This window comes from Thiohalomonas denitrificans (genome assembly GCF_900102855.1).
GTDB classification, from domain to species: domain Bacteria; phylum Pseudomonadota; class Gammaproteobacteria; order Thiohalomonadales; family Thiohalomonadaceae; genus Thiohalomonas; species Thiohalomonas denitrificans.
Genome location: NZ_FMWD01000004.1, coordinates 16,430 through 39,981 on the forward strand (window position 1 = coordinate 16,430; position 23,552 = coordinate 39,981).

Genomic DNA, 23,552 nt, shown 5'->3' on the forward strand with positions numbered 1-23,552 from the left:
CCCGCTCACCGGTAGGAGGGCCGCCCCCGGCGCGATGCTATCCGTCACGGTAATCGCCGCGAGGGCGCGCCTCCTACCCGTTCAGTGCCTCCGCTACACCGGTAGGAGGGCCGCCCCCGGCGCGATGCTGGCCGTCACGGTAATCGCCGCGGGGGCACGCCTCATACCCGTTCAGTGCCTCCGCTATACCGGTAGGAGGGCCGCCCCGGCGCGATGCTATCCGTCACGGTAATCGCCGCGAGGGCGCGCCTCCTACCCGTTCAGTGCCTCCGCTATACCGGTAGGAGGGCCGCCCCGGCGCGATGCTATCCGTCACGGTAATCGCCGCGGGGGCGCGCCTCCTACCCGTTCAGTGCCTCCGCTATACCGGTAGGAGGGCCGCCCCCGGCGCGATGCCCCTTGAAGCCAAAAAAAAAGCCGGCTTCGCTAGCCGGCTTTTGGTCCGAATCGGGGGTTTAACCGATCAGCTTTCGGATTGTTCCGCCTTGGCAGCGGCTGCTTCCATCATCGGTTTCAGTTCGCCCTTCTGATACAGTTCCATGACGATGTCATGGCCGCCGACCAATTCGCCGTTCATGTAAATCTGCGGAAATGTCGGCCAGTTGGCGTACCGCGGCAGGTTCTCGAAGATCTCCGGGTCAGCCAGCACATTCACATAGGCAAAGTTCACACCGCTAGCCTGCATCGCCTGGGCGGTACGGCTGGAGAAGCCGCACATGGGCATCTGCGGCGAGCCTTTCATAAAGATGACAATGGGATTTTCTTCGACCTGTTTACCGATGCGCTCTAAAACGTCCATAAAAACCTCTTCGCATAGGGGGGATGGGGCCGCCGGTAGGACGGCAGAAAGTCTGAGTGTTGATATAGCCGGATAGTTCAAGGATGGCCACGGAAGGCATCACAAAGCGAATCAATTCACCCTGTCTCGGCCCTGACGTGCAGTCACTTGAAAAGACGAAAGTCGTAAGCTCACCTTCCGGGACAAACCATTGCGGATAAGGTGGTAGCGCCGCGGGAAAAATTCAACCCCGCCGCATCAATAATGGCAGTAGCGCCAGAACCGCCCGACTCAGGCTCCGGCGAAGGTTGGGGGCGCTTCCCAGCACGATTCCACCCAAAACGGCGTAGGTGGTCGCGGCTAACGGGTTGCGTCGGACCCAGGGCCCGGCACCCATTTCTCGGGAGACGAAACGCAGCCGGGCTTTTGCTTCTTCCGTCGTTAGCGGACGTTCCTTGCGGCGAGCCATGCGATCACTCCGGCAATTCCCAATACAATGGCACCGGCTACGGCTGCCGCCAACCACGATGGCAGCAGCGTGTCGGCGAACAGATAGATAGCCCAGATCCACAGGGCCATGCCGAACAGGACGAATACCGTCACCACGACGATCAGTGCAAAAGCCCAGCCGAGGAGGGCGAGGCTGCGACGCAGCGCCCTCCCCTCGGCCTCGGCCAGATCGGCTATGGCAATGACATATTCGGCCAGCGAATTCACCGCTTGGTGCCCAAATCCAGTATTTTGGCCAAAATGAAACCGATGCCGACTGCCGTGGCCACACTCGCCAGCGGCCGCTCGCCGATGCTCTCTTCCATCTCGTGCATGGTGCGTGCACTGCGGCCCCTGGCTCCAGCGATCTTCTCGCGCAGGCGCTCCCGGGCCCGATGGACCTCTTCCTCCACCGATTCACGGGCATTCTCCGCCGTACTCGACGCCGAATGCCGCAGATTTTCCGCGAGCCCGGCCACGTCGGACCGCAGTATGGCAATGTCCTCTTTCAGCGCGTTGATTTCTGCATTGAGCTTGTCGTCCATAGCTTTTTCCTACCTCCTGACCGGTTTATGGAACTCCTTGTTCTACTCTGGACCCGTCATTTGACTTCAAGGTTGTTGGTCACTTCCTGGACGCCTTCAATGCCCCGCGCAACCTGCTCCGCCCGAAGTTTTTGTTCCTCGGAGTCCACAAACCCACTCAGCTGCACGCGGCCTTTGAAGGAATCCACATCCACCTGAAAACCACTCACATCGTCGTCCCTGAAGAGCGCAGTCTTTACCTTGCTGGTCAGTGCTGCGTCGTCGACGTACTGTCCGGTACTCCTGGTTTCACCGTTGCCCGCGCAGCCACCTGCAAGCAGCATGACCAGCGTGAGCATTATCACCACCGGAATTCGTTCCGAGATCCGTTTCATCGCCCCACTCTCCGTGTTATTGCGGATATAGGGAGTGTAGACGACAGAAACGGGAAGTCCGCGGGGTGATTATTGAAAGGGGCGGCAGAGGTTGCGATTCGGAGGGTGCCATCGTCCAAGACGCCGGACTTTTGCACGCACCGCTCTGACAGGCTGTTTGAAAAAGGTTTTTGTCCCTTCTCCCTGAGGGAGAAGGTTAGGTCGAGGGGGTATGAATTAGTAGCTTACCTTTATTGAGCCCCCTAACCCCGGCCTCTCCCTCGGGGAGAGGGAGTTTTTCAACGCCTGCTAGTGCACCGCGGCGTCGACGTTGCGCTGTAGCCAAAGCTCGAGCAGGGCAAGGTGCCAGAGCTTGCTGCCGCGAAGCCGGGTGAAATGCCGGTCCGGTTCAGCGAACAGCTTCTCGACGTAGGCACGGTCGAATACCCCACGCTCACGACAGGCCTGTGAATCGAGGATATCGTGCATGAAATCGAGAAAGTCGCCGCGCACGTACTTGAGTGCCGGCATCGGGAAGTAGCCCTTGGGACGATCGATCACCGCATCGGGAACCAGACCGCGAGCGATGCGCTTCAGGGCATATTTATGGTCATCACCATTCGGCCCCAGCTTCATCGAGGGCGGCGCCTGCATGGCCAGCTCCACCAGTTCGTGGTCCAGGAATGGCACACGCGCCTCCAGCCCCCAGGCCATGGTCATATTGTCCACCCGCTTGACCGGGTCATCGACGATCAGGGTGGTTACATCCATGCGCAGCACCCGGTCGATAAAGGTATCGGCACCCGGGGCCGCCAGCAGTCGCTCGATGCTTTGCGAGGTATAGTCCCCCCCGCGAAACGCCGGTGTCACCATCTCCAGAAACTCTTCGTGAGGCCGGTCGAAGTAATGCCGGGCGAAGCGCTCCAGGTCGGACCCCGACTCGGCATCCATCAAGGGGTACCAGAAGTAGCCACCGAAGACCTCATCGGCCCCCTGCCCGCTCTGCACCACCTTCACCTCCTGCGAGACCCGCTCACCCAGCAGGTAAAAGGCAACCGCATCCTGGCCCACCATCGGTTCGGCCATCTGCTCCACCGCTTCCGGCAGGCGGGTGAGGACCTGTTCATTGGGTATGTTGTACTTGTGGTGACGGGTGCCGTATTCCTCCACCACCAGGTCCGAGAATTCAAACTCGCTGCCCTTCTCCTCCGGCTGATCCTCGAACCCTACCGAAAACGTCAGAATGTCCTCGACTCCCTGTTCGGCCAGCAGCGCCACCAGCAGGCTGGAATCCAGACCACCGGAGAGCAGGACGCCGACGGGCACATCCGCCACCTCCAGGCGCCGGCGCACCGAATTGCGCAGGGACTCATGGATTGCCTCCAGCCACTCCTCTTCACTGCGCGGTACGGGCGGCCGGGAGGCGTAGAGATCCCAGTAGCGGCGTTCGCGGACCCCACCCTCGGTATCGATACTCATCGAGGTGCCCGGCGCCAGCTTGCGAATCCCTTTGAGGATCGTACGCGGCGCAGGAATCACGGCATGCAGGGTGAATTGATGGTGGAGGCCGACCGGGTCGATATCCCTATCCACTCCGCCCGAGGCCAGCAGTGCCTGGGTATTGGAAGCGAAGCGCAACTCACCGTCCGCCAGGGCGTAATAGAGTGGCTTGATACCGAAGCGATCGCGGGCCAGAAACAGCCGCTGGCGGCGGATATCCCACACGGCAAAGGCAAACATCCCGTGCAGACGCTCGACGCACTGCTCCCCCCAGGCCGCATAGGCCTTGAGAATAACCTCGGTGTCGCCATCGGAAAAGAAACGGAAGCCGGCCCCCTGCAATTCCCTGCGCAGTTCCGGATAGTTGTAGATGGTGCCGTTGAACACCACCACCAGCTCCAGCTCAGCGTCATGCATCGGCTGATCGGAGCGTTCCGAGAGGTCGATAATCGAGAGCCGCCGGTGTCCGAAGGCCAGAGGTCCGTCCGAATAACTGCCCTCGTGGTCCGGCCCGCGCCGCTCCAGACGATGCAGCATCCGGCCGAGCCGTCCCAGATCGGGGGGCTGGCCATCAAAACGAAGTTCACCACAGATTCCACACATATCTTTGCCTATTGGGTCTTAACCACGGAGAACACGGAGATGGCACGGGGTCTACTCTCCACGGTTTTATCGCTGTTCGACTCGAAGAAGATTCCGTACCGACTCGACGCCGGGCACGGCAGCGGCCAGACGAGCAGCTCGCCGTGCTGTGTCGCGGTCGGGGACCTTTCCGCTAAGAGTGACCCGGCCCCGTTCGGTCCGTACCGTAATGGGCATGGCCGGTATTTGCGGATGATGAACAAGGGCCCGGGTCACAGCGGCGCTGATCTCGGCATCGGCCGGAGCCTGCCTCGCGCTTCGGCCATCGTCGGGATCATAGCCACCCTGGGCGGCACCGGTCATGACCGCAGTGGCGCAGCCGCTGATGGCGATGGTAGTGGTTACGGTAATTAACACCAGGAACACCCGGCGGATACAGTTCATCACGGTTCTCCAGATAACCCGAACGTGCCGGGAAAAAAACAGCCCCTACCAGTGGAAAATACCAACCAAAGCCGATTTTCACCCAGAAGCCGGGTTCCTGCGGCTCATGGATTCCCCCAGCCGCCACCGCCGGCGGAGATCACCGTGAGACGGTCGCCAACAGCCACCGAAAGGGTGGTCTTGCCGGGAAGCGGTTCACCATTGAGGAGATTTTCCCCCGCCTTCCCCTCGCCGCCCCCGGCCAGGCCCCAAGGGCTGCGCCTGCGGCGTTCGGTCAGCAGGGTCACCTGCGCAGGTGCGAGAAACTCGAACTCACGAATCAGCCCCTCGCCACCCGGCCGTTCACCGACACCACCCGAGCCGCTTCGCACCTCATAACGGCTGACCCGCAGCGGATGAGCCATCTCCAGCACTTCGATTGGGGTATTGAGGGTATTGGTCATGTGCGTCTGAACGGCCGATAGACCGCCCCCAAGGGCGCCTGCGCCCATGCCGCCGCCCATGGTTTCATAGTAATCCCAGTAATTGCCCGTATCGCGCGCGCCCATGGCTACATTGTTCATGGAGCCGTGGCTGGCGGCGGGAATACGCTCGGGGATAGCGCCGGCCAGCGCCCCGCAGACGGCGTCGACGACGCGGCTGCTGGTCTCCACATTGCCTGCAGCCACCGCCGCCGGCCGCTGCGCATTCAACAGGGAGCCTTCAGGGGCCTCCAGGGTAATGGAGCGAAACGTCCCCGCGCAGGCGGGGGTCTGATCAGGCATCAGGCAACGGAAGACGTAGAAGACGCCGGCCGCCGCCACCGAGAGCGGGCAGTTGACGTTGCCCGGCGTCTGCGCCGCCGTACCGGTGAAATCCACGTGTATGCGACCGCCCTCGACTGTGACCGTGGCGCATATGGGCAGGTCCACGTGGCCCTTGCCGTCATCATCCAGGTAGTCGGTAAACGCGTAGTGTCCGTCGGGGATCGCTTCCAGGGCGGAGCGTGCCAGGCGTTCGGCGTAGTCATTGAGTTCGGCAAGGGACGACCGGTAACGCTCCACTCCCAGACTCTCGACCAACTCCTCGAGTCGCTTGAGACCGTTCGCGTTGGCGCTCACCTGGGCGGAGAAGTCACCCCGGGTCTCCACCGGACTTCCGGTGGCGGCAACGATGCGCTCCATCAGCGCTTCATCCAGCTGGCCGGCCCATACTAACGTTGTGGGCGGGATGACCAGCCCCTCCTCGTCAAGCCGGCCGGAGATCGGCATCGAGCCCGGCGAGTCACCGCCGATATTGGCATGGTGCGCACGGTTGGCCACGAAGCCCATCAGGCGGTGGTGCAGGAAAAGGGGTGCAATGACCGTGATGTCAGGGAGATGAGTACCGCCCAGATAGGGGTCATTCACAACGACCATGTCCCCCGGATGCCATTCCATCCGCCCGACGATATCGCGCATGGCAAAGGCCATGCTCCCGAGGTGTACCGGAATGTGAGCAGCCTGTGCGCACAGTTCACCCTCGGGGTCGAATACGGCACAGGAGAAATCGCAACGGTCGCGGATGTTAGGTGAAAAGGCGGCACGCTTGAGCACCGCACCCATCTCTTCGCAGACGGCCTCTACGCGGCTGGCAAAAATCGAAAGTTCAACGGCATCGTTCATCCTTGAATGGTAACAGAAGCGCCGGCGCAGACGGGTGCGCTATCGAGCGGGTGAGCGCGTCGACCATCGGGCGCGGCTTGGTCGGGGCCGAACCTGCGGGTGAATACGGTCTGGCGGCCGCGAAATAGGGGTGCTGCGCTTTTCGTGGATGGACAGGCTCGGGCCGGTTGTCGCCCCGAGGCCGGAGATGGCAGGCCTACGCCGCCTGCTCTCCGACGGCCTCGAGCGAGCGGGGGCTGTTGCGCAGGTGCACCAGGGTCCAGTAACCGAAAGCATTGACCGGTGCAACTTCGGCCACTTCCATATCCGCCAACTCGATGAATTCGTCCATTGGGAAGATGGGTCGGAAGCCCAGCCGCTTGGCCAGCGGTGAGAGCATCTCCTCCATCCAACGCGCAGGGCCACCGGAGCTGGTAAAGTGGTTGACGACAAAGATGTCACCACCGGGCCGGCAGACCCGCTTGACCTCCGCCAGCATGGCGACGGGGTCGGGGACCACGGAGGCCACGTACATGCAGGCCACCTTGTCGAAACTGTCGTCGGGAAAGCCCATCTCCTGCACGTCCATGCAGTGAAGGGTGGCGTTGCCGAGTCCCGTCTTGCGCACGCGATTACCCGCACGGTCCAGCATATCCGGCGACAGGTCGATGCCGACAACGTCGGCGTGGGCCGGATAGTGGGTGAGCGACAGCCCGGTGCCGACACCCGCTTCAAGGATATTCTCCCCGGGCCGGCAATCCATCATCTCTACCACCCGCTGACGCCCCGGCTCGAATACACTGCCGAAAACGAAATCGTAAATGCCTGCGTAGCGCCGGTAGGCGGAAATGACCGAATTATGATCCATTGTGATATCACTACGACATTTGAGGGTTTGTGCAGTATGAAGGAGAGTCGGTGGGCTGTGTCAACCGGTGCTCCCGTGATACTTCTGTGAATCTTAGGCGATATTCTGCAAAAGTAACGGGAGCTTAGCTGTGAATCGCTCGATTCTGGTAATTGAAGACGATGCCGATATCGCCGACTTGGTGGCGCTGCATCTACGCGATGAAGGCCACAGCGTCGATATCGCCGCTGATGGGGAAGCCGGACTGACCCGGGCCCTCGGCGGCCGCTACGACCTGGTGGTACTCGATTTGATGCTGCCGGGCATGGATGGCCTGAGTCTCTGCCAGAGGCTGCGCGCCGAGGACCGCTACCTGCCGGTGCTGATGCTGACTGCCCGCTCGTCGGAACTGGATCGGGTGCTCGGGCTCGAGATCGGCGCCGATGACTACCTTACCAAGCCGTTTTCGATCCGCGAGTTGGTGGCCCGGGTCAAGGCCCTGCTGCGCCGTGCCGAAGCGATGGCCGCACCGGCACGGGAAAGCGGTACCGAAGAGGCGATCACGGCCGGCGGACTGAGCATCGATCCGGAACGGCGCACCGTCTCGGTCGACGATCAGCCGGTGGAGCTGACCGCCCGCGAGTTCGACCTCCTGCTGCATTTCGCCCGCCATCCGGGACGGGTCTACTCCCGCAGCCAACTGCTGGACCAGGTCTGGGGCTACAACCATGATGGTTATGAACACACGGTCAACTCCCACATCAACCGCCTGCGCAACAAGGTGGAAGCCGACCCGGCCCACCCGCGCTATGTCCTGACGGTCTGGGGCGTGGGCTACAAATTTGCAGAGCCGCTCCAATGAACGCGAAACGACGCCGTACGCCCCATGTTTAAGAGCCTCTATGCCCGCCTCGCCTTCGTCCTGGCGCTGCTGCTGATCGTCGTTGGTGCGGTGGTATCCGCGTTCGCGGTGCAGGCCAGCGCCACCTTTTTGCAGGAACTCGACCAGCGTTTCAACCGGGACCTGGCGCGCCAGTTGCTCGTGCAACGCAATCTGGTGGGTGCCGACCGTCTCGACGGCGACACCGTCAAGTCGCTGTTCAGCCACTACATGCACGTCAATCCCGCTATCGAGATCTACCTGCTCGATAGCGAGGGCACGATCGTGGCCTACGAGGCCCCCCAGATGAAGATCAAGCGCAATCGGGTCGACTTGGCGCCGATCAAACGCTTTCTCGACGATGCGCCGCTCCCTATCCTCGGTGACGACCCCCGCCAGACGAACGGCCACAAGGCTTTCTCCGCAGCGGCATTCCCTTTCCGAGGGCCGACCCAGCAGTATCTCTACGTCGTGCTCGGCGGCGAATCCTTCTCCTCGGCCAGGAAACTGCTGCAGGAGAGCTATCTGGTCCGTTTCAGCCTGTTTGCGGTCGTCGGCGTAGTGCTGTTCGGGATCCTCGCCGGAGCGGTGGCCTTTCATCAACTCACGCGCCGTCTTCGAGGCCTCACCAAGGTAATGGACGGCTTTCGCGCCAGCGACTTCGATACCACCCGCCAACCCTATATCGTGGGACGCAGCGGGGACGAAATCGATCGCCTCGGCACCACCTTCAACGCGATGGCCGCGCGCATCGAGGAGCAGGTCGGGGCGCTGGAGGAGAAGGATGTGCTGCGGCGCAACCTGGTGGCCAATGTCTCTCACGACCTGCGCACGCCGCTGGCCTCCCTTCAGGGCTATCTGGAGACGCTTCAGTTGAAGGCCGGGGAGCTCTCGACCGAGGAATACCAGCGATACCTGGGTGTCGCTCACCGGCAAAGCGAGCGCCTGACCTGTCTGGTGGAGGAGCTGTTCGAACTCTCCCGTCTCGATGCGAGGGAGGCACTGCCCGAATCGGAACCGGTTGCCCTTGGAGAACTCATCCAGGATGCCGCCCAGAAATACGGGCTGCGTGCCGAGCAGCAGAACCTCACCTTCAGGGCCTCCATCGCACAGGACCTGCCTCCGATTTCCGGCGACGTGGGTCTGCTCGACCGGGTGCTGGAAAACCTGCTCGGCAATGCCCTGCGTCATACCCCCGAGCAGGGGGAGATAGATATCCACAGCCGCCTTCGTGAGGGCAGGGTCGAGGTCGACGTCGTCAACACCGGTCCCACCATTCCTGCCGAAGAGCTCCCCCACGTCTTCGAACGCTTTTACCAATCACCCAGCCGGCATCATGGCGGCGCCGGCCTGGGATTGGCGATCGTCAAGCGTATCGTCGAACTGCACGGCGGCGATGTCGCCGCCGACAGCGCCAATGGCCGGACCCGCTTCACCTTCCACCTGCCGACGGGCTGAATACCCTCTCTGCACAAGGGATAGACCGTCGCGGCCGAAAGCCGCTCCCACAAAACACCCGGACCGCGACGCCGAAGCTGCAATGGCGGGACCGGCATCCTGCCGCGATAGCCGTCCTCCCTGACGCTGTTACAGAAACGTGATAACTCCGTGAACGGCACGTGAGACCCGTCACGCATCCTTATCTGCAACCGGACGCGAATTGTCCGGTTCACAGAATCGAAATCGACATCACGAGGATGCAGACATGAACAACATCACCAAACCGATCTCCTTCGCCGCCGGTACCGCCATGGCCTTCGGCCTTTCCGGGACCGCACTCGGTGCCGTCGACGCCAACCCCTTCAGCGTCGAGGAGTTCGGCGGCCTGCGTATCGCCGAGGCGGGACAGGGTCAGTGCGGTGGCAAGACCGAGAAGAAAAATGCAGCCGAAGCCAACTGCGGGGCCAAGGAAAAAGCGGCCGCCGAGGCCAACTGCGGTGCCGAAAAGGCCAAGGCCAAGCCCGTCGTTCGCGAAGCGAGCTGTGGTGAGGCCAAGTGCGGCGCCGGCAAGTAAGGTGAGTACGATGTCCGATCCCACTCGGATGCTGGAAGGTGCCGGCCTCGGCTTGAGGCGTGCCCTGACGGGCGCGCTGGCCGAGGCGCACCCGGCAAATATCGGCTTTCTGGAGGTCACCCCGGAGAACTGGATGGGGTTGGGCGGCCGATACGCCCGCGACCTGGCCTTTTTCGCCGAGCAGTGGCCCCTTGCCAGTCACGGGCTTTCGCTCTCCCTCGGCGGCCCCGATCCACTGGACGAGGCCTTCATCGGAGAGTTGAAAGCGTTCCTCGATACGAATGGTGTGGTGCTCTACTCGGAACATCTCTCCTACTGCACCGACGGGGGCCATCTCTACGACCTGATGCCCCTGCCCTTCACCGAGGAGGCGGTGCACCATCTGGCGGGTCGCATCCGCCGTACCCAGGCGATTCTCGAACGGCGCATCGCCGTCGAGAACGTCTCCTACTACGCGGACCAGTCGGGCGACATGGACGAGGCGGCCTTCGTCACCGCCGTCCTGGAGGAGGCCGACTGCGACCTACTGCTGGACGTCAACAACGCCTACGTCAACAGCGTCAATCACGGCTACGACCCAGTGAGGTTTATTCACTCTCTGCCGGCCGAACGCATCGCCTATATGCATGTGGCCGGCCACTATCGGGAGTCTGAAAGGCTCATCATCGACACCCATGGCGCGGCGGTGGTCGACCCTGTCTGGTCTCTGCTGGAAACGGCCTATCGGCACGCCGGGGTTCGACCCACCCTGCTGGAGCGAGACTTCAACCTGCCGTCCCTCTCGGAGCTACTGGACGAGTTGGGCACCATCCGCCGACTACAGAATGAGGAAGGGCATGATGAACGTCGTATCGCCTGACACCACCCTGGCCGAGCGCCAGCGCCGTTTTGCGGCAGCCATTCGCGACCCCGAGCAGGCTACGCCTGCCGATGTCTCCCCACGACGCATGGCGATCTACCGCGAGCTCTTTTTCAACAATATCCTCGGCGTTCTCGAAGACGCGTTTCTCGCCGTCCGCGCCCGCCTTTCAAAAATCGACTGGGAGGCGACCGCCAGGCGTTTTTTCACGGAACACTCCAGTACCACCCCCTACTTTCACCGCCTGCCCGGCGAGTTCGCGGCATGGCTCGAGCGGCAACCCGATCTAGCCCCGCCCTACCTGGCAGAGTTGGCCCGGTACGAATGGTCGCAACTCCACCTGGCGCTGTCGCCGGCACCGGCGCTTCCCGAAGCCCTGGCACCGAACGGCGATCTGCTGGCCGGCGCACCGGTATTGGCACCTTTGTTCCGCCTGGCCCCTTATCGTTACCCGGTTCACCGGATGTGTGAGGGGGAGTCGCTGCAGGACGAGGAGCCTGCCCGGCTGCTGCTCTGGCGCGACAGCAACGAACAGGTCCGAACCCTGGCGCTGAGCCCGACCAGCGCCCGACTGATCGAGCTGATTACCGCGTCTCCTCACCTCAGCGGCCGTCGGCTGCTGCTGTGCCTGGCCGGCGAAATGAATCACCCCGAACCCGAGCGTCTGGTCGAACAGGGTTGGGCGCTTTTGGAGCAATTGCGTGAAAAAGGGGTGCTCGCCGGTACACAGCCGGCCACCCAAGGAGGTGCATGATGCAACCGTTGCAAAGGGCCCACCAGCTGCTGGATGAGACCCGACATCTGGACTTTCTGGCGCCGCTGGCGCTACGCCTCTATCTGGCGCCGGTCTTCTGGATGGCGGGAACCCAAAAGATCAGCCATATGGAGGGCACCATCGCCTGGTTCGGCAATCCCGACTGGGGACTGGGCCTGCCGTTTCCCACCCTCATGGCCTGGCTGGCGGCCCTTTCCGAAACCGGCGGGGCAGTAGCGCTGGTGCTGGGCCTGGCAGTGCGCTGGGCCACCATTCCATTGATGGTGACCATGGCCGTGGCCGCGCTCACCGTGCACTGGGAGAACGGCTGGCTGGCGATTGCCGAGAGCGGTACCGAGGCGTCACAGCGTCTTTCGGGCCTGCTCGAGTGGCTGGCTGCCGAGCACCCCGGGCGCCATGAGTTCGTTACCGAACTCGGCAGACCGGTTGTACTCAATAATGGTATCGAATTCGCCGCCACCTACTTCATCATGCTGCTGACGCTGTTCTTCATCGGCGGCGGACGCTACCTGAGCGTTGATTACTGGCTACGCCGACGCTTCATGACCCGAGGAAATCGTTATGCTGATTAAACAACCGAACGCGATCCGCTCCTCGGAGATCACCCCCGAATCGGTCTACCGGGAGCGCCGCCGTTTCCTGAAACTGGGCGCCGCCGGCGCCATCGGCGCGCTCGCCTTACCGGCACAGGCCGGTCTCTTCGGCGGCGGTGATGAGAGACCGCCGGGAGAACCGGATTTCCCCGGTCTGAAACAGAGCCGCTTCAGTGTCGACGAACCGCCGACCTCCTGGGAGTCGGTCACGACCTACAACAATTTCTACGAATTCGGCACCGGTAAAGAAGACCCGGCCGAAAACGCCCACACCCTGGTGACCGACCCCTGGTCGGTCACGGTGGAGGGCGAGGTGGAGAAGCCCGGCAGCTACACCTTCGAGGACCTGCTAAAGCCCCACACGCTCGAGGAGCGCGTCTATCGGATGCGCTGCGTCGAGGGCTGGTCGATGGTGATTCCGTGGGTCGGTTTTCCCCTTGCCAACTTGATCCGGCGCCTGGGACCGACGTCACGCGCCAAATACGTCGAGTTCACCACGCTCCACGATCCGCAGCAGATGCCCGGACAGCGCCGCACCGTACTCGACTGGCCCTACGTCGAGGCGCTGCGCATCGACGAGGCGATGCATCCGCTCACCCTAATGGCGGTAGGCCTCTACGGTCGGGAACTGCCCAACCAGAACGGGGCCCCTTTACGACTGGTCGTACCCTGGAAGTACGGTTTCAAGAGCATCAAATCCATCGTCCGGATCCGCCTCACCGAAAAGCAGCCGCAGAACACCTGGAACGAAATGGCGCCCCACGAGTACGGCTTCTACGCCAACGTCAACCCGGCGGTCTCCCATCCACGCTGGAGCCAGGCGCGCGAGCGGCGCATCGGCGAGTTCCTGAAACGGGATACCCTGCCGTTCAACGGCTATGCCGAACAGGTGGCGCACCTTTACAAGGGGATGGACCTGGAGCGGTTCTACTAGCCGTCATGAACGTGCCCTCCGCTGTCATTACGAACACTACCCGCCGCTGCGCGGCTTCGAAACAAACGACGAACTTTCAGCGGTCATTGCGAGCTCGTCTGCGGGCTGCAGGCTCTCAGGTTGATGCCGGAGACACCCTGCTAATCCAAGTGTGCGAAGCAATCTCGCCGCTGTGGAACAGGAGACTGCTTCGTCGCCGGGGCTCCTCCTGATGAACTTGCCTTCCCCTGCTGTCATTACGAGGAGCCCCGGCGACGAAGTAATCTCCTGCTCCCAATACCCTGGATTGCCGCGTCGCTGGGGCTCCTCGCAATGACGGCTAAACGTTCGTCAATGCGGGCCCGCGCCGCAGGGAGTACGGTTCGCAAAGACCCCATTCCCCGGATCAAGGCCCTGGTGTTTCCGGCCGCCCTGCTGCCTGCGCTCTACCTTTGGTTTGCCACCTTGACCGGCAACCTGGGCGCCAATCCCATCGAGGCCCTGATCCGCGGTCACGGCGACTGGGCGCTGCGCTTTCTGCTGCTGACGCTGGCCATCACGCCGCTACGCCGCCTGAGCCGATGGGGCGGCATCATGCGCTTTCGACGCATGCTTGGGCTCTTCGCCTTCTTCTACGCCACCATTCACCTGCTCGGCTACCTGGTACTGGACCAGTTTTTCGCCTGGGGGGCGATCGTGGAGGACATCATCGAGCGGCCCTTCATCACCGTGGGCATGGCCGCCTGTGTCCTTCTTGTCCCTCTGGCGATCACCTCCACCCGCAAGATGCAGCGTCGGCTCGGCGGTCGGCGCTGGCTGCGACTGCACCGACTCGTCTACCCCGCCGCGGCACTGGCGGTGCTGCACTTCTACCTGATGGTCAAGGCCGATACCCGCGAACCGCTCATCTATGCCTTCCTGCTTGCGATTTTGCTGCTCATGCGGCTACCTCCTGTGGCCTGGGCAATCACCCGCAAGCCTTGAACCCGACACACTGCGAAGCCATACAGGGGTTGTACACGCCTTGTTAGGCGTCTATTCTTTAGCGTATTGCTCAGGTAAACAAGCCTAACCCGGAAAAAGCCTCTACACTTGAGCGGATAAGCCGTCGCGCCGCGACTTTTTGGCACCGGAAACAAGAACCGCAAACGGAAAAGGAGTAGCAAGATGAAGCATGAACTGCCGGATCTCCCCTACCCGAAGGATGCACTGGAGCCGCATATCTCAGCCGAGACGCTGGATTATCACCACGATAAGCATCACCAGACCTACGTTACCAAGCTGAACGGGCTGATCGAGGGCAGCAAGTTTGAGAACGCCTCCCTGGAAGAGATCATCAAGGAAGCCGACGGCAAGATCTTCAATAACGGCGCCCAGGTCTGGAACCACACGTTCTACTGGAACTGCATGAGCCCGAACGGCGGCGGCGAACCCTCCGGCGATCTGGCCGAAGCCATGACCAAGGCCTTTGGCTCCTTTGCAGAGTTCAAGACGAAATTCAGCGACATGGGCGCAAACAATTTCGGATCCGGCTGGACCTGGCTGGTGAAGAACAGTGACGGGTCCGTGGAAATCGTCAATACCTCGAACGCCGGTAATCCGCTCCGGGACGGCAAGACCCCGTTGATGACCTGCGATGTGTGGGAGCACGCCTACTACATCGATTATCGCAATGCCCGTCCCAAGTATCTGGAAGCATTCTGGAACGTCGTAAACTGGGACTTTGCCGCTCAGAACTTCGGAGGCTGAGGGTCGTGTTCGCGGCGGAGGTCCATCCGCCCCTGCGCGATGCGACCAGCCATCGTTACGGGGGCACGCCTCCTGCCGGGAACAGTGTACTGTTGCATGCTGCGGTTTTTGGGTAAACGGGCGACAGTTGCCCTGCCCTGAACGACTCGATATGATCACCGGTTCGGTGGAACGGCAGTCTCATCCCGAGACTGCCTTTTGCGTTTTAGGGAACGTGGAAATGGCTGACGTAACGATGTCGACCTATGCCCGGCTCCCCGTGGCTTTCGAGCGCGGAGAGGGGCCGTATCTTTGGGATGGTGAAGGCAACCAGTACCTCGACGCGGTAAGCGGCATTGCCGTCTGCGGATTGGGGCATGCTCACCCGGCAGTCACCCGGGCCATCTGCGAGCAGGCGGGCCGGCTGGTTCACACCTCCAATCTGTACCGCATCGAAAAGCAGGAACAGCTCGCTCAACGGCTTTGTGCCTACGCGAGTATGGACCGCGTGTTCTTTGCCAATTCAGGCGCCGAGGCCAATGAAGCGGCGATCAAACTCGCTCGTCTGTATGGCCACAAGCGGGGAATCGACAGCCCGACAGTCATCGTGGCTGAAGGCAGTTTCCACGGCCGTACACTCGCCACCCTCTCAGCCACCGGAAACCGCAAAGTGCAGGCCGGTTTCGAGCCCCTGGTCAAGGGTTTCGCGCGTGTGCCCTACAACGACGTCGAGGCGGTACGCCATGCCGCCAAACTGAATCCCGAGGTGGTCGCCGTTCTGGTGGAACCGATCCAGGGTGAAAGCGGCATCAACCAGCCGGACCCGGAATACCTGGCCCAACTGCGCACGGTCTGCGACGAAAACGGCTGGCTGCTAATGCTGGACGAGATCCAGACCGGCATGGGACGCACCGGCAAGCCGTTCGCCTGGCAGCATGGCAACGCCGCTCCGGATGTGGTCACTGTCGCCAAGGCGCTCGGCAATGGCGTTCCCATTGGCGCCTGCATGGCGCGCGGCCACGCGGCGGACCTGTTCCAGCCGGGAAACCACGGCTCCACCTTCGGCGGCAACCCGCTTGCCTGTGCAGCCGCACTGGCGGTAGTGGAAATCCTCGAATTCGAAGGACTGGCAGAGCGCGCAGGCAAACTGGGACAGCGCATGCGGAAAGGTTTCGAGGCGCGGCTCGGGATACTTGATCCCGTCACCGAAATCCGCGGTCAGGGTCTGATGATTGGCATCGAACTGGATCGTCCCTGCGGCGAACTGGTGAAGCAGGCACTCGCAAAGGGCCTGCTGATCAATGTTGCAGCTGAGAAGGTGGTTCGGCTTCTGCCTCCGCTGATCATCAATGAGTCACAGGCCGATCGCATTGTCGAAGAAGTCAGCGGACTGATCGAGGCATTCGTGTCGGAGCCGAAAGCGACGGAGACCAAGTGATATGGCCATCCGCCATTTCCTGACCCTGCTTGATTTCTCCCGTGACGAGCTCAACCAGCTCATTGCAAGGGCGATCGAACTCAAGCGCACCCTGAACAACGGCGAACACCAAGAGCCGTTTCGGGGCCGCACCCTGGGCATGGTATTCGAAAAGTCCTCGACCCGGACCCGCGTCTCTTTCGAGGCGGCCATGGCACAGTGCGGCGGCCACGCGATCTTCCTTTCACCGCGCGACACCCAGCTGGGCCGCGGCGAGCCCATAGAGGATACCGCGCGGGTCCTGTCGCGCATGGTGGACGTGGTGATGATTCGCACCTTCGAACATGAAAAGCTCGAGCGCTTTGCCGAATTCTCCCGGGTACCCGTCATCAATGCCCTCACCGATATGTATCACCCGTGCCAGTTGCTGGCCGACGTACAGACCTTTGTCGAGCAGCGCGGCAGTATCGAGGGACGGACCGTCGCCTGGATTGGCGATGGCAACAACATGTGCCACTCCTATATCAATGCCGCCCGGCAGTTCGATTTCAAGCTGAATATCGCCTGTCCGGAGGGTTACGAGCCCGATAGCGCGGTGCTGAGTGCTGCAGGTGACACGGCCACGGTGATGCGCGATCCCCTTGAGGCTGCCCAAGGCGCCCATTTGGTTACCACCGACGTCTGGGCCAGCATGGGTCAGGAGGAGGAGCAGAAGGAGCGCGAGAAGGTCTTTGCCGACTATGAGGTGACGCAAACACTCATGGAGGCCGCGGCCGATGACTCGCTGTTCATGCACTGTCTCCCCGCCCACCGGGGCGAAGAGGTTTCGGCCGAGGTGATCGACGGCCCACAGAGCATTGTTTGGGACCAGGCGGAAAACCGCCTCCACGCGCAGAAGGCACTTCTCGAATTCCTGATCCGGTAATCAAAAACAAACGGTAACCACGAGGGACACGGGGACCACGGGGGGCTCCTACAGGGGCCACATTGCCTTCGTCGACCGATGGCGGGCATTGTCGGCACGGGGGGCTTTGCGGCCAAAATCGCCGCGAGGGCGCGCCTCCTACCGGGTCCGAGCCTCCGATTTCGTAGGGTGGGTTTCAGGCGCGCCATGCACCGCCCGTCCGGGTTGCTCGTGCCCGCAACGTGCACCGTAACCCACCGCAACACCGAGATTGCACCCGCAAGCCCGGGCCCTTACCGGTAGGAGGGCCGCCCCCGGCGCGATGCTCTCGTGTCCGGGGACACCCACAAGTTCTACTGCCCAGCCCGATCTTTTCTCCCCGTGCACCCCGTGTTCCCCGTGGTTCGGAAGGCTGCGGTTCAGCGCTTGCCGCGGGCTTCCTGCTCCATTCTTTCCAGACTGGTATGGCGTACATCCTTGCCCATTACGAGGTAGATGATGTATTCGCAGATGTTGCGCGCGTGATCACCGACCCGTTCCAGCGCCCTTGCCGACCACATGATGTCCAGCACCCGGGTAATGGTACGCGGGTCCTCCATCATGTAAGTGATGAGTTGCCGCATCAGTGACTCGTACTCCTTGTCCACCTTGATGTCTTCGCGCGCCACCTTCACGGCGGCCTCGGGGTCCATACGTGCCAGGGCATCGAGGGCGTCATGCAGCATCTGACGCACATGATCCCCGAGGTGCTTGATCTCGGAATAGTGGGCGCGGCCTGCATCCCCTTGCGCGAGGCGCAGCGACATTCGGCCGACCCGCTCCGCCTGGTCGCCGATGCGCTCCAGGTCGGTGATGGTCTTGATCACCGCCACCACCAGCCGCAGATCACTCGCCGCCGGCTGACGGCGAGCCAGGATTCGGCTGCACTCCTCATCGATGGATACCTCGAACGCATTGACCTGGTAGTCGAGGGTGATCACCTGCTCACCGAGTTCGACATCCCCGTCGACCAGTGCCGTCACGGCATCGGCCAATTGCTGCTCGACCAGACCACCCATGGCGAGAACCCGATTGCGAACGTCCTCGAGTTCCTCGTTGTACTGCTGCGAGATATGCTGACCGTAGCTCTTGTTTTCCATCTCTGCCGTTGTTCCTCTTCGGTTGTTCACCGCAAAGGCGCAAAGAGCGCCAAGGAAACTTCTCGTCAGGCGCGCTTTATTTTTTGAACGTACGCCTGGATGCATTCCATCACGTATTCAGCAAAGGAATCTTCGCGCTCTTTGCGTCTTTGCGGTTAGCCTTTGGTTCCGCTTCAGTTAGCCGTAGCGGCCGGTGATGTAGTCTTCGGTCTGCTTGTGCGCCGGGTTGGTAAACAGGGTATCGGTATCGCCGAATTCGATCAGCTCGCCCAGCAGCATGAAGGCGGTATAGTCGGAGACGCGTGCGGCCTGCTGCATGTTGTGGGTCACGATAATGATCGTGTACTTCTCTTTGAGCTCGTAGATCAGCTCTTCGATCTTGAGCGTAGAGATGGGGTCCAGAGCGGACGCCGGCTCGTCAAGCAGCAGTACTTCCGGTTCGATGGCGATACAACGGGCAATCACCAGGCGCTGCTGCTGACCGCCGGAGAGACCCAGTGCATTGTCATGCAGCCGGTCCTTCACCTCACCCCACAGCGCCGCTCCCCGCAGCGCCTGTTCCACCGACTCGTCCAGGACTCTGCGACTGGCGACACCCTGCAGTCGCAGCCCGTAGGCGACATTTTCGTAGATGGACTTGGGAAACGGATTGGGCTTCTGAAACACCATGCCCACCCGCCGCCGCAGCTGCGGCACATTGACCTTGCGATCATAGATATTGTGACCATCCAGCTCGATGCGGCCCTCGATGCGTGCGCCGTCGACCAGATCGTTCATGCGGTTGAAGCAGCGCAACAGCGTCGACTTGCCGCAGCCCGAGGGTCCGATGTAGGCCGTGACCCGCTGCCGCGGGATATCCATGTTGATCTTGTCGAGTGCCTGCTTCTCCCCGTAGTAGAGATCGAGGTCCCGTACCCGCAGGGCGATCTCCTCACTGGCCAGATCGAGTTCGCGCTTCTCCCGATCCAGTGAACTCAGGTCGAGCCCGTGCGCACCGCCTTTCGACGGCTTCTTTTTGGTCATCACAGCAGATGCATCATTCATCAGTTCATTCCGACTTTGATTCGTCAATGTTCGAGTGCCCGGTATCTCTCGCGCAGGCGATTACGAATGGCAATCGCCGCCAGATTGAGCACTACAATCACCAGCACCAGCAACAGCGCCGTGGCATAGACCAGCGGACGGGCGGCCTCGACGTTGGGGCTTTGAAAGCCGACATCGTAGATATGGAAGCCCAGGTGCATGAACTTCCGCTCGAGATGCAGGAAAGGCATGTTGCCGTCCACGGCCAGGGAAGGGGCCAGCTTCACTACCCCCACCAGCATCAACGGCGCCACCTCTCCGGCGGCCCGGGCCACTGCCAGGATCAGGCCGGTCATCATCGCCGGACTGGCCATCGGCAGGATCGTTTTCCAGAGGGTCTCCGCCTTGGTGGCACCCAGGGCCAGGCTCCCCTCGCGAATGGAGCTGGGGACCCGCGACAAGCCCTCCTCGGTGGCGACGATTACCACCGGCACCGTCAGCAGCGCCAGGGTGAGTGACGCCCACATGATCCCCGGTGTTCCGAACGTGGGTGCCGGAAGGGCCTCGGGAAAGAACAGCTGATCGATATTGCCGCCCAGGAAGTAGATAAAGAAACCCAGCCCGAAAACGCCATACACAATCGACGGCACGCCGGCCAGATTGTTGACCGCGATACGGATAAGGCGCACCAACGGCCCCTGCTTGGCATATTCGCGAAGATAGATGGCCGCCACCACTCCGAATGGCGTCACCAGGATGGACATCAGGATCACCATCATCACGGTGCCGAAGATGGCGGGGAAGATACCACCTTCGGTATTGGCCTCCCGCGGGTCGTCGCTGACGAACTCCCAGACCTTCGCCAGATAGAAAGCCACCTTGTCGATGGGGCCCATGGCGTTGGGCCGGTAGGCGCGCACCACCTGTCCGAGCGGGATATCCATCTCGGCGCCACTCATGGTCACTGCGGTGAGGCTGTCACGGTTGCTCGCCTCGTACAGGGCATTCAGTTCCGTCTCGAGTTTTCCGTAACGGGCCTCAAGCACACTGCGTTCATCGGCAATCGCCGCCGCGGCCATTTCGGGACTCATCCCCTCGAGCTCGAGACCGCGTTTTTCCAGGCGCAACTGCTCGAGCTGATAATTGATGGCACCAATCTGGTCCTTCTCGAGCGTCTTGATCCTGGCATGCAGATGCTCGACACGCTCCAGGCGTGCCTGAAGCTCCTCCCAGGCGCCCTCTCCCCGGGTAACGATATCGTCCCGCTCTCTCACGCTTTCGATGTAGCCGTAGAAATTGCCCCACTCGCGGCGCTCCAGAACCATCAGTCGGTCGGGATAGTGCACATCCTCCATGCGGGTTTCGACCAGCCAGCGAAAGTCCAGGCCACCCACATCGCGGTTGCCGGTCTTGACCAGCAGGCGCGTTACCGTTTCCTGACCCTCGGGAAACTCGACGCCGGTTCCAGTGAAGCGGCCGACCGGTACACTTTCGCTGCCGTGGATTTCCCCGATGACCCGAATCCGATCACCGCCGGGCTGACGGTAATCGGTCTCCAGCACCGACTTCGGCCAGAAATGCCCGAGGCCGTTATAGGCAATCAACAGCAGCAGCCCGGCCACCATGATGATGCTGATACTCACCGCCCCGGCATTCAGCCAGATCCAGGGTGTACCCTCACGAAACCAGCTTTTTACGTTTTGTCGCATCGGCTTTTAAAGACTGCTGTATTTGCGGCGCAGACGGTGCCTGACCAGTTCGGCCACCGTATTGACCATAAAGGTGAACAGGAACAGCACCAGGGCCGCCAGGAAAAGAATACGGTAGTGGGTACTGTCCACCTCGGACTCCGGCATCTCCACCGCGATGTTGGCCGCCAGCGTGCGCATACCCTCAAAGATGGAAAAGTCCATGATCGGTGTATTGCCGGTTGCCATCAGCACGATCATGGTCTCGCCCACGGCCCGGCCCATGCCGATCATCACCGCGGAGAAGATGCCGGGAGATGCCGTCAGAATGACCACCCGGGTCAGGGTCTGCCAGGGCGTGGCGCCGAGTGCCAGTGAGCCGAAGGTCAGGTGCTTGGGGACACTGAAGATCGCATCTTCGGTAATGGAGAAAATAGTGGGGATGACGGCAAATCCCATCGCCAGCCCAATCACCAGAGAATTGCGCTGGTCGAAGGGAATGCCCAGCTCGTTCGTCAGCCACTGCGGCATGTTGCCGCCGAACAGCCAGATTTCCACCGGGACACTGAGGGCCATGGCCAGCCATCCCAGGAAAAGCACCACCGGCATCAACAGCAGGCCTTCCCAACCTTCGGGAACCAGGCGCCGAATCGCGCCAGGCAGCTGACGCCACGCAAAGGCGAACAGCAGAACCCCCAACGGCACGATAAGCAGCAGCATGAAGATCCCCGGCAGGTGCTTCTCCATGATCGGCGCCAGCCAGAGGCCCGCAAGGAAGCCGAGAATGACCGTGGGCAGCGCCTCCATGATCTCGATCGTCGGCTTCACCACACTGCGCATCTTCGGCGCCATGAAATAGGCGGTGTAGATGGCGCCGAATATCGCCAGCGGCACAGCCATCAGCATCGCGTAGAAAGCGGCCTTCAGGGTCCCGAACGCCAGCGGCATCAGACTGAATTTGGGCTCGAACTCATTGGTCGAGGCGGACGACTGCCACGTGTAGCGGGGTTCCGCATAGCCCTCGTAGTGGACCTTTCCCCACAGTGACGACCAGGAGACCTCGGGATGCTCGTTGTCCACCGACCAGGCATGGGTGTTCCCGCGGGTATCCTCCACCAACAGTCGGTTGGCGCGTGGCGACAACGCTAGATTCCGGATCCGACTATCGACGACTCGGTCCAGCAGCAGGGTACGTTCTGCCGTGGAGTGGTAGATCCCCAGCCGTCCTTCACTATCCGAGGCGAGAAAACCCTTGCGGCGCTCTTCCGGCTCGATAGCCGTGATCGGCGCCTCCTGAAACTCGAAGCCGCGGATCCGCTCCAGGTGATACCGGTTCTGTTCGTCACGCACCGGGAACCACTGGCTGAGCCGCCCCTCGGAGTCACCCGCCAGGAGCGAGAAGCCACCCAGAAGGAACTCCAGCGAGGTCAGTTCGACGCCATTGTCGGTCATGGCTACGGTTTCGAGCAGTTCCGGCTTTCGTGGGTCCTGCACGCCATAGTGCAGGAGCGTTCCATCCTCTCCCGCGACGTAAAGACGCTTCTGATTGGGGCTCACCCGGACAAAAGCGGGCGCCACCCCCGCCGCTTCAATGATACCGGCACTGCGCTTCAGCGTAACCTCATCACTGATGAAGGAGCTCTTTTTATCAAAGGCGGCCAGCCGCACCCGTCCATCATCGCCCGCTCCTGCCAGCAACAGACGACGGTCCGTATCCGTCAGCACCAGTTGCTTCAGAAGGACCCCGTCATCTGCAATGCGCAGGGGTTCCGGACCATAGGGATACTCAATCTGGGGCGTCAAGGTCCGCACGTCATCGGGGTAACTGACGTTAAAGCGGTGCTTGACCACCAGTGCGCTTCCATCCTCCAGACCGAGCGCCACCAGGCCGCTCCCCGTGGAGTCGACAGCGATACCGCGTACATCCCCTTCCCAAAGAGGAATGGTGGTGTTTACCTTGCCGCTGTCGGTGTCGAAGAAGACCGCATCGCCCCCGCTCGTGTAGCGGACCGCCATCGTGGCGCTCTCTTCCAGCGCGACATGCAGGGATTCCGCACCGGTTCCTCCGGGCACCGGATAGCTGTTCAGCTTGGCTATGGAAGCGGGAAGGAAAAGCGGAAAGACCACGTACAGCAGGTAGAAAAAGATCAGCAGGATGGCGATGATTACACCGACACCGCCGAGGCCCACGGCATGGTGAGCCACTCTGTCCTTGATCATGCGCCAACGCTGGCGCGCATTCAGGGCGCTGTTGTCGAGGCTGACCGGAAATTCGCTGGGTGTTTCCATGCGCGCAGGATAGCCAGCGAAGATTACAGTTGTATGACAACCCAAAGTATTCGATCGATATAGCCCAGATTATTCACCGCAAAGACGCAAAGGACGCAAAGGACGCAAAGCTTTGATTACAATGCATCTTGCATTATCGCCGAGGTTGTGCCGTTTCCGTTGTTTCTCGA

General features: G+C 61.7%; 24 protein-coding genes. 11 read left to right on the plus strand and 13 right to left on the minus strand.

The annotated features are described in order from the left end of the window. Positions 1-463: 463 nt before the first annotated feature. From grxD to BLP65_RS06810, 9 genes are all read right to left on the minus strand, one after another. Complete coding sequence (gene grxD, locus BLP65_RS06775; RefSeq protein WP_092994447.1) at positions 464-799, minus strand: Grx4 family monothiol glutaredoxin; 336 nt, start codon at positions 797-799, stop codon at positions 464-466. Between the two features lie 223 nt (positions 800-1,022). Next, positions 1,023-1,247: a hypothetical protein gene (locus BLP65_RS16655; protein WP_139181444.1), complete on the minus strand. Its 225-nt coding sequence runs from the start codon at positions 1,245-1,247 to the stop codon at positions 1,023-1,025. Beyond that, entirely contained in the window at positions 1,220-1,495 is a 276-nt protein-coding gene (locus BLP65_RS06780; RefSeq protein WP_092994450.1) for a hypothetical protein, read from the minus strand. The genes BLP65_RS16655 and BLP65_RS06780 overlap by 28 nt, the downstream gene beginning before the upstream one ends. Next, a complete protein-coding gene (locus BLP65_RS06785) occupies positions 1,492-1,812 on the minus strand; it encodes an ElaB/YgaM/YqjD family protein (protein WP_092994453.1) in 321 nt (106 codons plus the stop codon). Before BLP65_RS06785 ends, BLP65_RS06780 begins: the two co-directional genes overlap by 4 nt. 56 nt (positions 1,813-1,868) lie before the next feature. Beyond that, positions 1,869-2,186 (minus strand): BON domain-containing protein, encoded by a 318-nt coding sequence (locus tag BLP65_RS06790; RefSeq protein ID WP_092994456.1) that lies wholly within the window; start codon positions 2,184-2,186, stop codon positions 1,869-1,871. A 288-nt stretch (positions 2,187-2,474) separates the two neighbouring features. Continuing rightward, positions 2,475-4,268: an N-acetylglutaminylglutamine amidotransferase gene (locus tag BLP65_RS06795; RefSeq protein WP_092994459.1), complete on the minus strand. Its 1,794-nt coding sequence runs from the start codon at positions 4,266-4,268 to the stop codon at positions 2,475-2,477. Positions 4,269-4,334: 66 nt separating this feature from the next. Next, complete coding sequence (locus BLP65_RS06800; RefSeq protein WP_092994462.1) at positions 4,335-4,691, minus strand: BON domain-containing protein; 357 nt, start codon at positions 4,689-4,691, stop codon at positions 4,335-4,337. A 104-nt stretch (positions 4,692-4,795) separates the two neighbouring features. Beyond that, positions 4,796-6,334, minus strand: a complete 1,539-nt coding sequence (locus tag BLP65_RS06805; RefSeq protein ID WP_092994465.1) for a hydantoinase B/oxoprolinase family protein — start codon at positions 6,332-6,334, stop codon at positions 4,796-4,798. 196 nt (positions 6,335-6,530) lie between these two features. Then, positions 6,531-7,181, minus strand: coding sequence for a class I SAM-dependent methyltransferase (locus tag BLP65_RS06810; RefSeq protein ID WP_092994468.1), 651 nt, complete (start codon positions 7,179-7,181; stop codon positions 6,531-6,533). A gap of 130 nt (positions 7,182-7,311) precedes the next feature. Here BLP65_RS06810 and BLP65_RS06815 point away from each other — a divergent pair, with 130 nt between their 5' ends. The 11 genes from BLP65_RS06815 to argF all read left to right on the plus strand — a co-directional run bounded on the left by BLP65_RS06815 (position 7,312) and on the right by argF (position 17,264). Beyond that, positions 7,312-8,022: a response regulator transcription factor gene (locus tag BLP65_RS06815; protein ID WP_092994471.1), complete on the plus strand. Its 711-nt coding sequence runs from the start codon at positions 7,312-7,314 to the stop codon at positions 8,020-8,022. 24 nt (positions 8,023-8,046) lie between these two features. Further along, positions 8,047-9,498, plus strand: a complete 1,452-nt coding sequence (locus BLP65_RS06820) for a sensor histidine kinase (protein ID WP_092994474.1) — start codon at positions 8,047-8,049, stop codon at positions 9,496-9,498. 247 nt (positions 9,499-9,745) lie between these two features. Continuing rightward, positions 9,746-10,054 carry a hypothetical protein gene (locus BLP65_RS06825; protein WP_092994477.1) on the plus strand — a complete coding sequence of 103 codons (309 nt, stop codon included), beginning with the start codon at positions 9,746-9,748 and terminating at the stop codon, positions 10,052-10,054. 10 nt (positions 10,055-10,064) lie between these two features. After that, positions 10,065-10,913, plus strand: coding sequence for an HvfB family MNIO-type RiPP peptide maturase (locus tag BLP65_RS06830; protein WP_092994480.1), 849 nt, complete (start codon positions 10,065-10,067; stop codon positions 10,911-10,913). Continuing rightward, the gene (locus BLP65_RS06835) at positions 10,891-11,667 is read left to right on the plus strand and encodes an HvfC family RiPP maturation protein (RefSeq protein WP_175452476.1); all 777 of its coding nucleotides are present in this window, start codon (positions 10,891-10,893) and stop codon (positions 11,665-11,667) included. The genes BLP65_RS06830 and BLP65_RS06835 overlap by 23 nt, the downstream gene beginning before the upstream one ends. Next, positions 11,664-12,260 (plus strand): HvfX family Cu-binding RiPP maturation protein, encoded by a 597-nt coding sequence (locus BLP65_RS06840; RefSeq protein ID WP_092994486.1) that lies wholly within the window; start codon positions 11,664-11,666, stop codon positions 12,258-12,260. The genes BLP65_RS06835 and BLP65_RS06840 overlap by 4 nt, the downstream gene beginning before the upstream one ends. After that, positions 12,250-13,215, plus strand: a complete 966-nt coding sequence (gene msrP, locus BLP65_RS06845; RefSeq protein WP_092994489.1) for a protein-methionine-sulfoxide reductase catalytic subunit MsrP — start codon at positions 12,250-12,252, stop codon at positions 13,213-13,215. The genes BLP65_RS06840 and msrP overlap by 11 nt, the downstream gene beginning before the upstream one ends. Before the next feature lie 312 nt (positions 13,216-13,527). Continuing rightward, positions 13,528-14,178, plus strand: coding sequence for a protein-methionine-sulfoxide reductase heme-binding subunit MsrQ (locus BLP65_RS06850; protein WP_245688257.1), 651 nt, complete (start codon positions 13,528-13,530; stop codon positions 14,176-14,178). Positions 14,179-14,361: 183 nt separating this feature from the next. Further along, positions 14,362-14,943: a superoxide dismutase gene (locus BLP65_RS06855; RefSeq protein ID WP_092994495.1), complete on the plus strand. Its 582-nt coding sequence runs from the start codon at positions 14,362-14,364 to the stop codon at positions 14,941-14,943. 220 nt (positions 14,944-15,163) lie between these two features. Then, entirely contained in the window at positions 15,164-16,360 is a 1,197-nt protein-coding gene (locus BLP65_RS06860; RefSeq protein WP_092994498.1) for an aspartate aminotransferase family protein, read from the plus strand. Between the two features lies 1 nt (position 16,361). Beyond that, entirely contained in the window at positions 16,362-17,264 is a 903-nt protein-coding gene (gene argF / locus BLP65_RS06865) for an ornithine carbamoyltransferase (RefSeq protein ID WP_092994501.1), read from the plus strand. Positions 17,265-17,662: 398 nt separating this feature from the next. Here the strand turns inward: argF and phoU are convergent, their stop codons facing one another. From phoU to BLP65_RS06885, 4 genes are all read right to left on the minus strand, one after another. Continuing rightward, positions 17,663-18,382: a phosphate signaling complex protein PhoU gene (gene phoU / locus BLP65_RS06870; RefSeq protein ID WP_092994504.1), complete on the minus strand. Its 720-nt coding sequence runs from the start codon at positions 18,380-18,382 to the stop codon at positions 17,663-17,665. Positions 18,383-18,559: 177 nt separating this feature from the next. Further along, entirely contained in the window at positions 18,560-19,405 is an 846-nt protein-coding gene (gene pstB, locus BLP65_RS06875) for a phosphate ABC transporter ATP-binding protein PstB (RefSeq protein WP_092995419.1), read from the minus strand. 44 nt (positions 19,406-19,449) lie between these two features. Further along, entirely contained in the window at positions 19,450-21,114 is a 1,665-nt protein-coding gene (gene pstA, locus BLP65_RS06880) for a phosphate ABC transporter permease PstA (protein WP_092994507.1), read from the minus strand. A gap of 6 nt (positions 21,115-21,120) precedes the next feature. Beyond that, on the minus strand, positions 21,121-23,382 hold the full coding sequence (locus BLP65_RS06885; protein ID WP_092994510.1) for an ABC transporter permease subunit: 2,262 nt from the start codon (positions 23,380-23,382) through the stop codon (positions 21,121-21,123). Positions 23,383-23,552: the final 170 nt, after the last annotated feature.

Coding starts and splice junctions, on each gene's coding strand:
- grxD (WP_092994447.1), bottom strand. CDS start 799: ATGGACGTTTTAGAGCGCATCGGTAAACAGGTCGAAGAAAATCCCATT.
- BLP65_RS16655 (WP_139181444.1), bottom strand. CDS start 1,247: ATGGCTCGCCGCAAGGAACGTCCGCTAACGACGGAAGAAGCAAAAGCC.
- BLP65_RS06785 (WP_092994453.1), bottom strand. CDS start 1,812: ATGGACGACAAGCTCAATGCAGAAATCAACGCGCTGAAAGAGGACATT.
- BLP65_RS06790 (WP_092994456.1), bottom strand. CDS start 2,186: ATGAAACGGATCTCGGAACGAATTCCGGTGGTGATAATGCTCACGCTG.
- BLP65_RS06795 (WP_092994459.1), bottom strand. CDS start 4,268: ATGTGTGGAATCTGTGGTGAACTTCGTTTTGATGGCCAGCCCCCCGAT.
- BLP65_RS06800 (WP_092994462.1), bottom strand. CDS start 4,691: ATGAACTGTATCCGCCGGGTGTTCCTGGTGTTAATTACCGTAACCACT.
- BLP65_RS06805 (WP_092994465.1), bottom strand. CDS start 6,334: ATGAACGATGCCGTTGAACTTTCGATTTTTGCCAGCCGCGTAGAGGCC.
- BLP65_RS06810 (WP_092994468.1), bottom strand. CDS start 7,181: ATGGATCATAATTCGGTCATTTCCGCCTACCGGCGCTACGCAGGCATT.
- BLP65_RS06820 (WP_092994474.1), top strand. CDS start 8,047: ATGTTTAAGAGCCTCTATGCCCGCCTCGCCTTCGTCCTGGCGCTGCTG.
- BLP65_RS06825 (WP_092994477.1), top strand. CDS start 9,746: ATGAACAACATCACCAAACCGATCTCCTTCGCCGCCGGTACCGCCATG.
- BLP65_RS06830 (WP_092994480.1), top strand. CDS start 10,065: ATGTCCGATCCCACTCGGATGCTGGAAGGTGCCGGCCTCGGCTTGAGG.
- BLP65_RS06835 (WP_175452476.1), top strand. CDS start 10,891: ATGATGAACGTCGTATCGCCTGACACCACCCTGGCCGAGCGCCAGCGC.
- BLP65_RS06840 (WP_092994486.1), top strand. CDS start 11,664: ATGATGCAACCGTTGCAAAGGGCCCACCAGCTGCTGGATGAGACCCGA.
- msrP (WP_092994489.1), top strand. CDS start 12,250: ATGCTGATTAAACAACCGAACGCGATCCGCTCCTCGGAGATCACCCCC.
- BLP65_RS06850 (WP_245688257.1), top strand. CDS start 13,528: ATGACGGCTAAACGTTCGTCAATGCGGGCCCGCGCCGCAGGGAGTACG.
- BLP65_RS06855 (WP_092994495.1), top strand. CDS start 14,362: ATGAAGCATGAACTGCCGGATCTCCCCTACCCGAAGGATGCACTGGAG.
- BLP65_RS06860 (WP_092994498.1), top strand. CDS start 15,164: ATGGCTGACGTAACGATGTCGACCTATGCCCGGCTCCCCGTGGCTTTC.
- argF (WP_092994501.1), top strand. CDS start 16,362: ATGGCCATCCGCCATTTCCTGACCCTGCTTGATTTCTCCCGTGACGAG.
- phoU (WP_092994504.1), bottom strand. CDS start 18,382: ATGGAAAACAAGAGCTACGGTCAGCATATCTCGCAGCAGTACAACGAG.
- pstB (WP_092995419.1), bottom strand. CDS start 19,405: ATGACCAAAAAGAAGCCGTCGAAAGGCGGTGCGCACGGGCTCGACCTG.
- pstA (WP_092994507.1), bottom strand. CDS start 21,114: ATGCGACAAAACGTAAAAAGCTGGTTTCGTGAGGGTACACCCTGGATC.
- BLP65_RS06885 (WP_092994510.1), bottom strand. CDS start 23,382: ATGGAAACACCCAGCGAATTTCCGGTCAGCCTCGACAACAGCGCCCTG.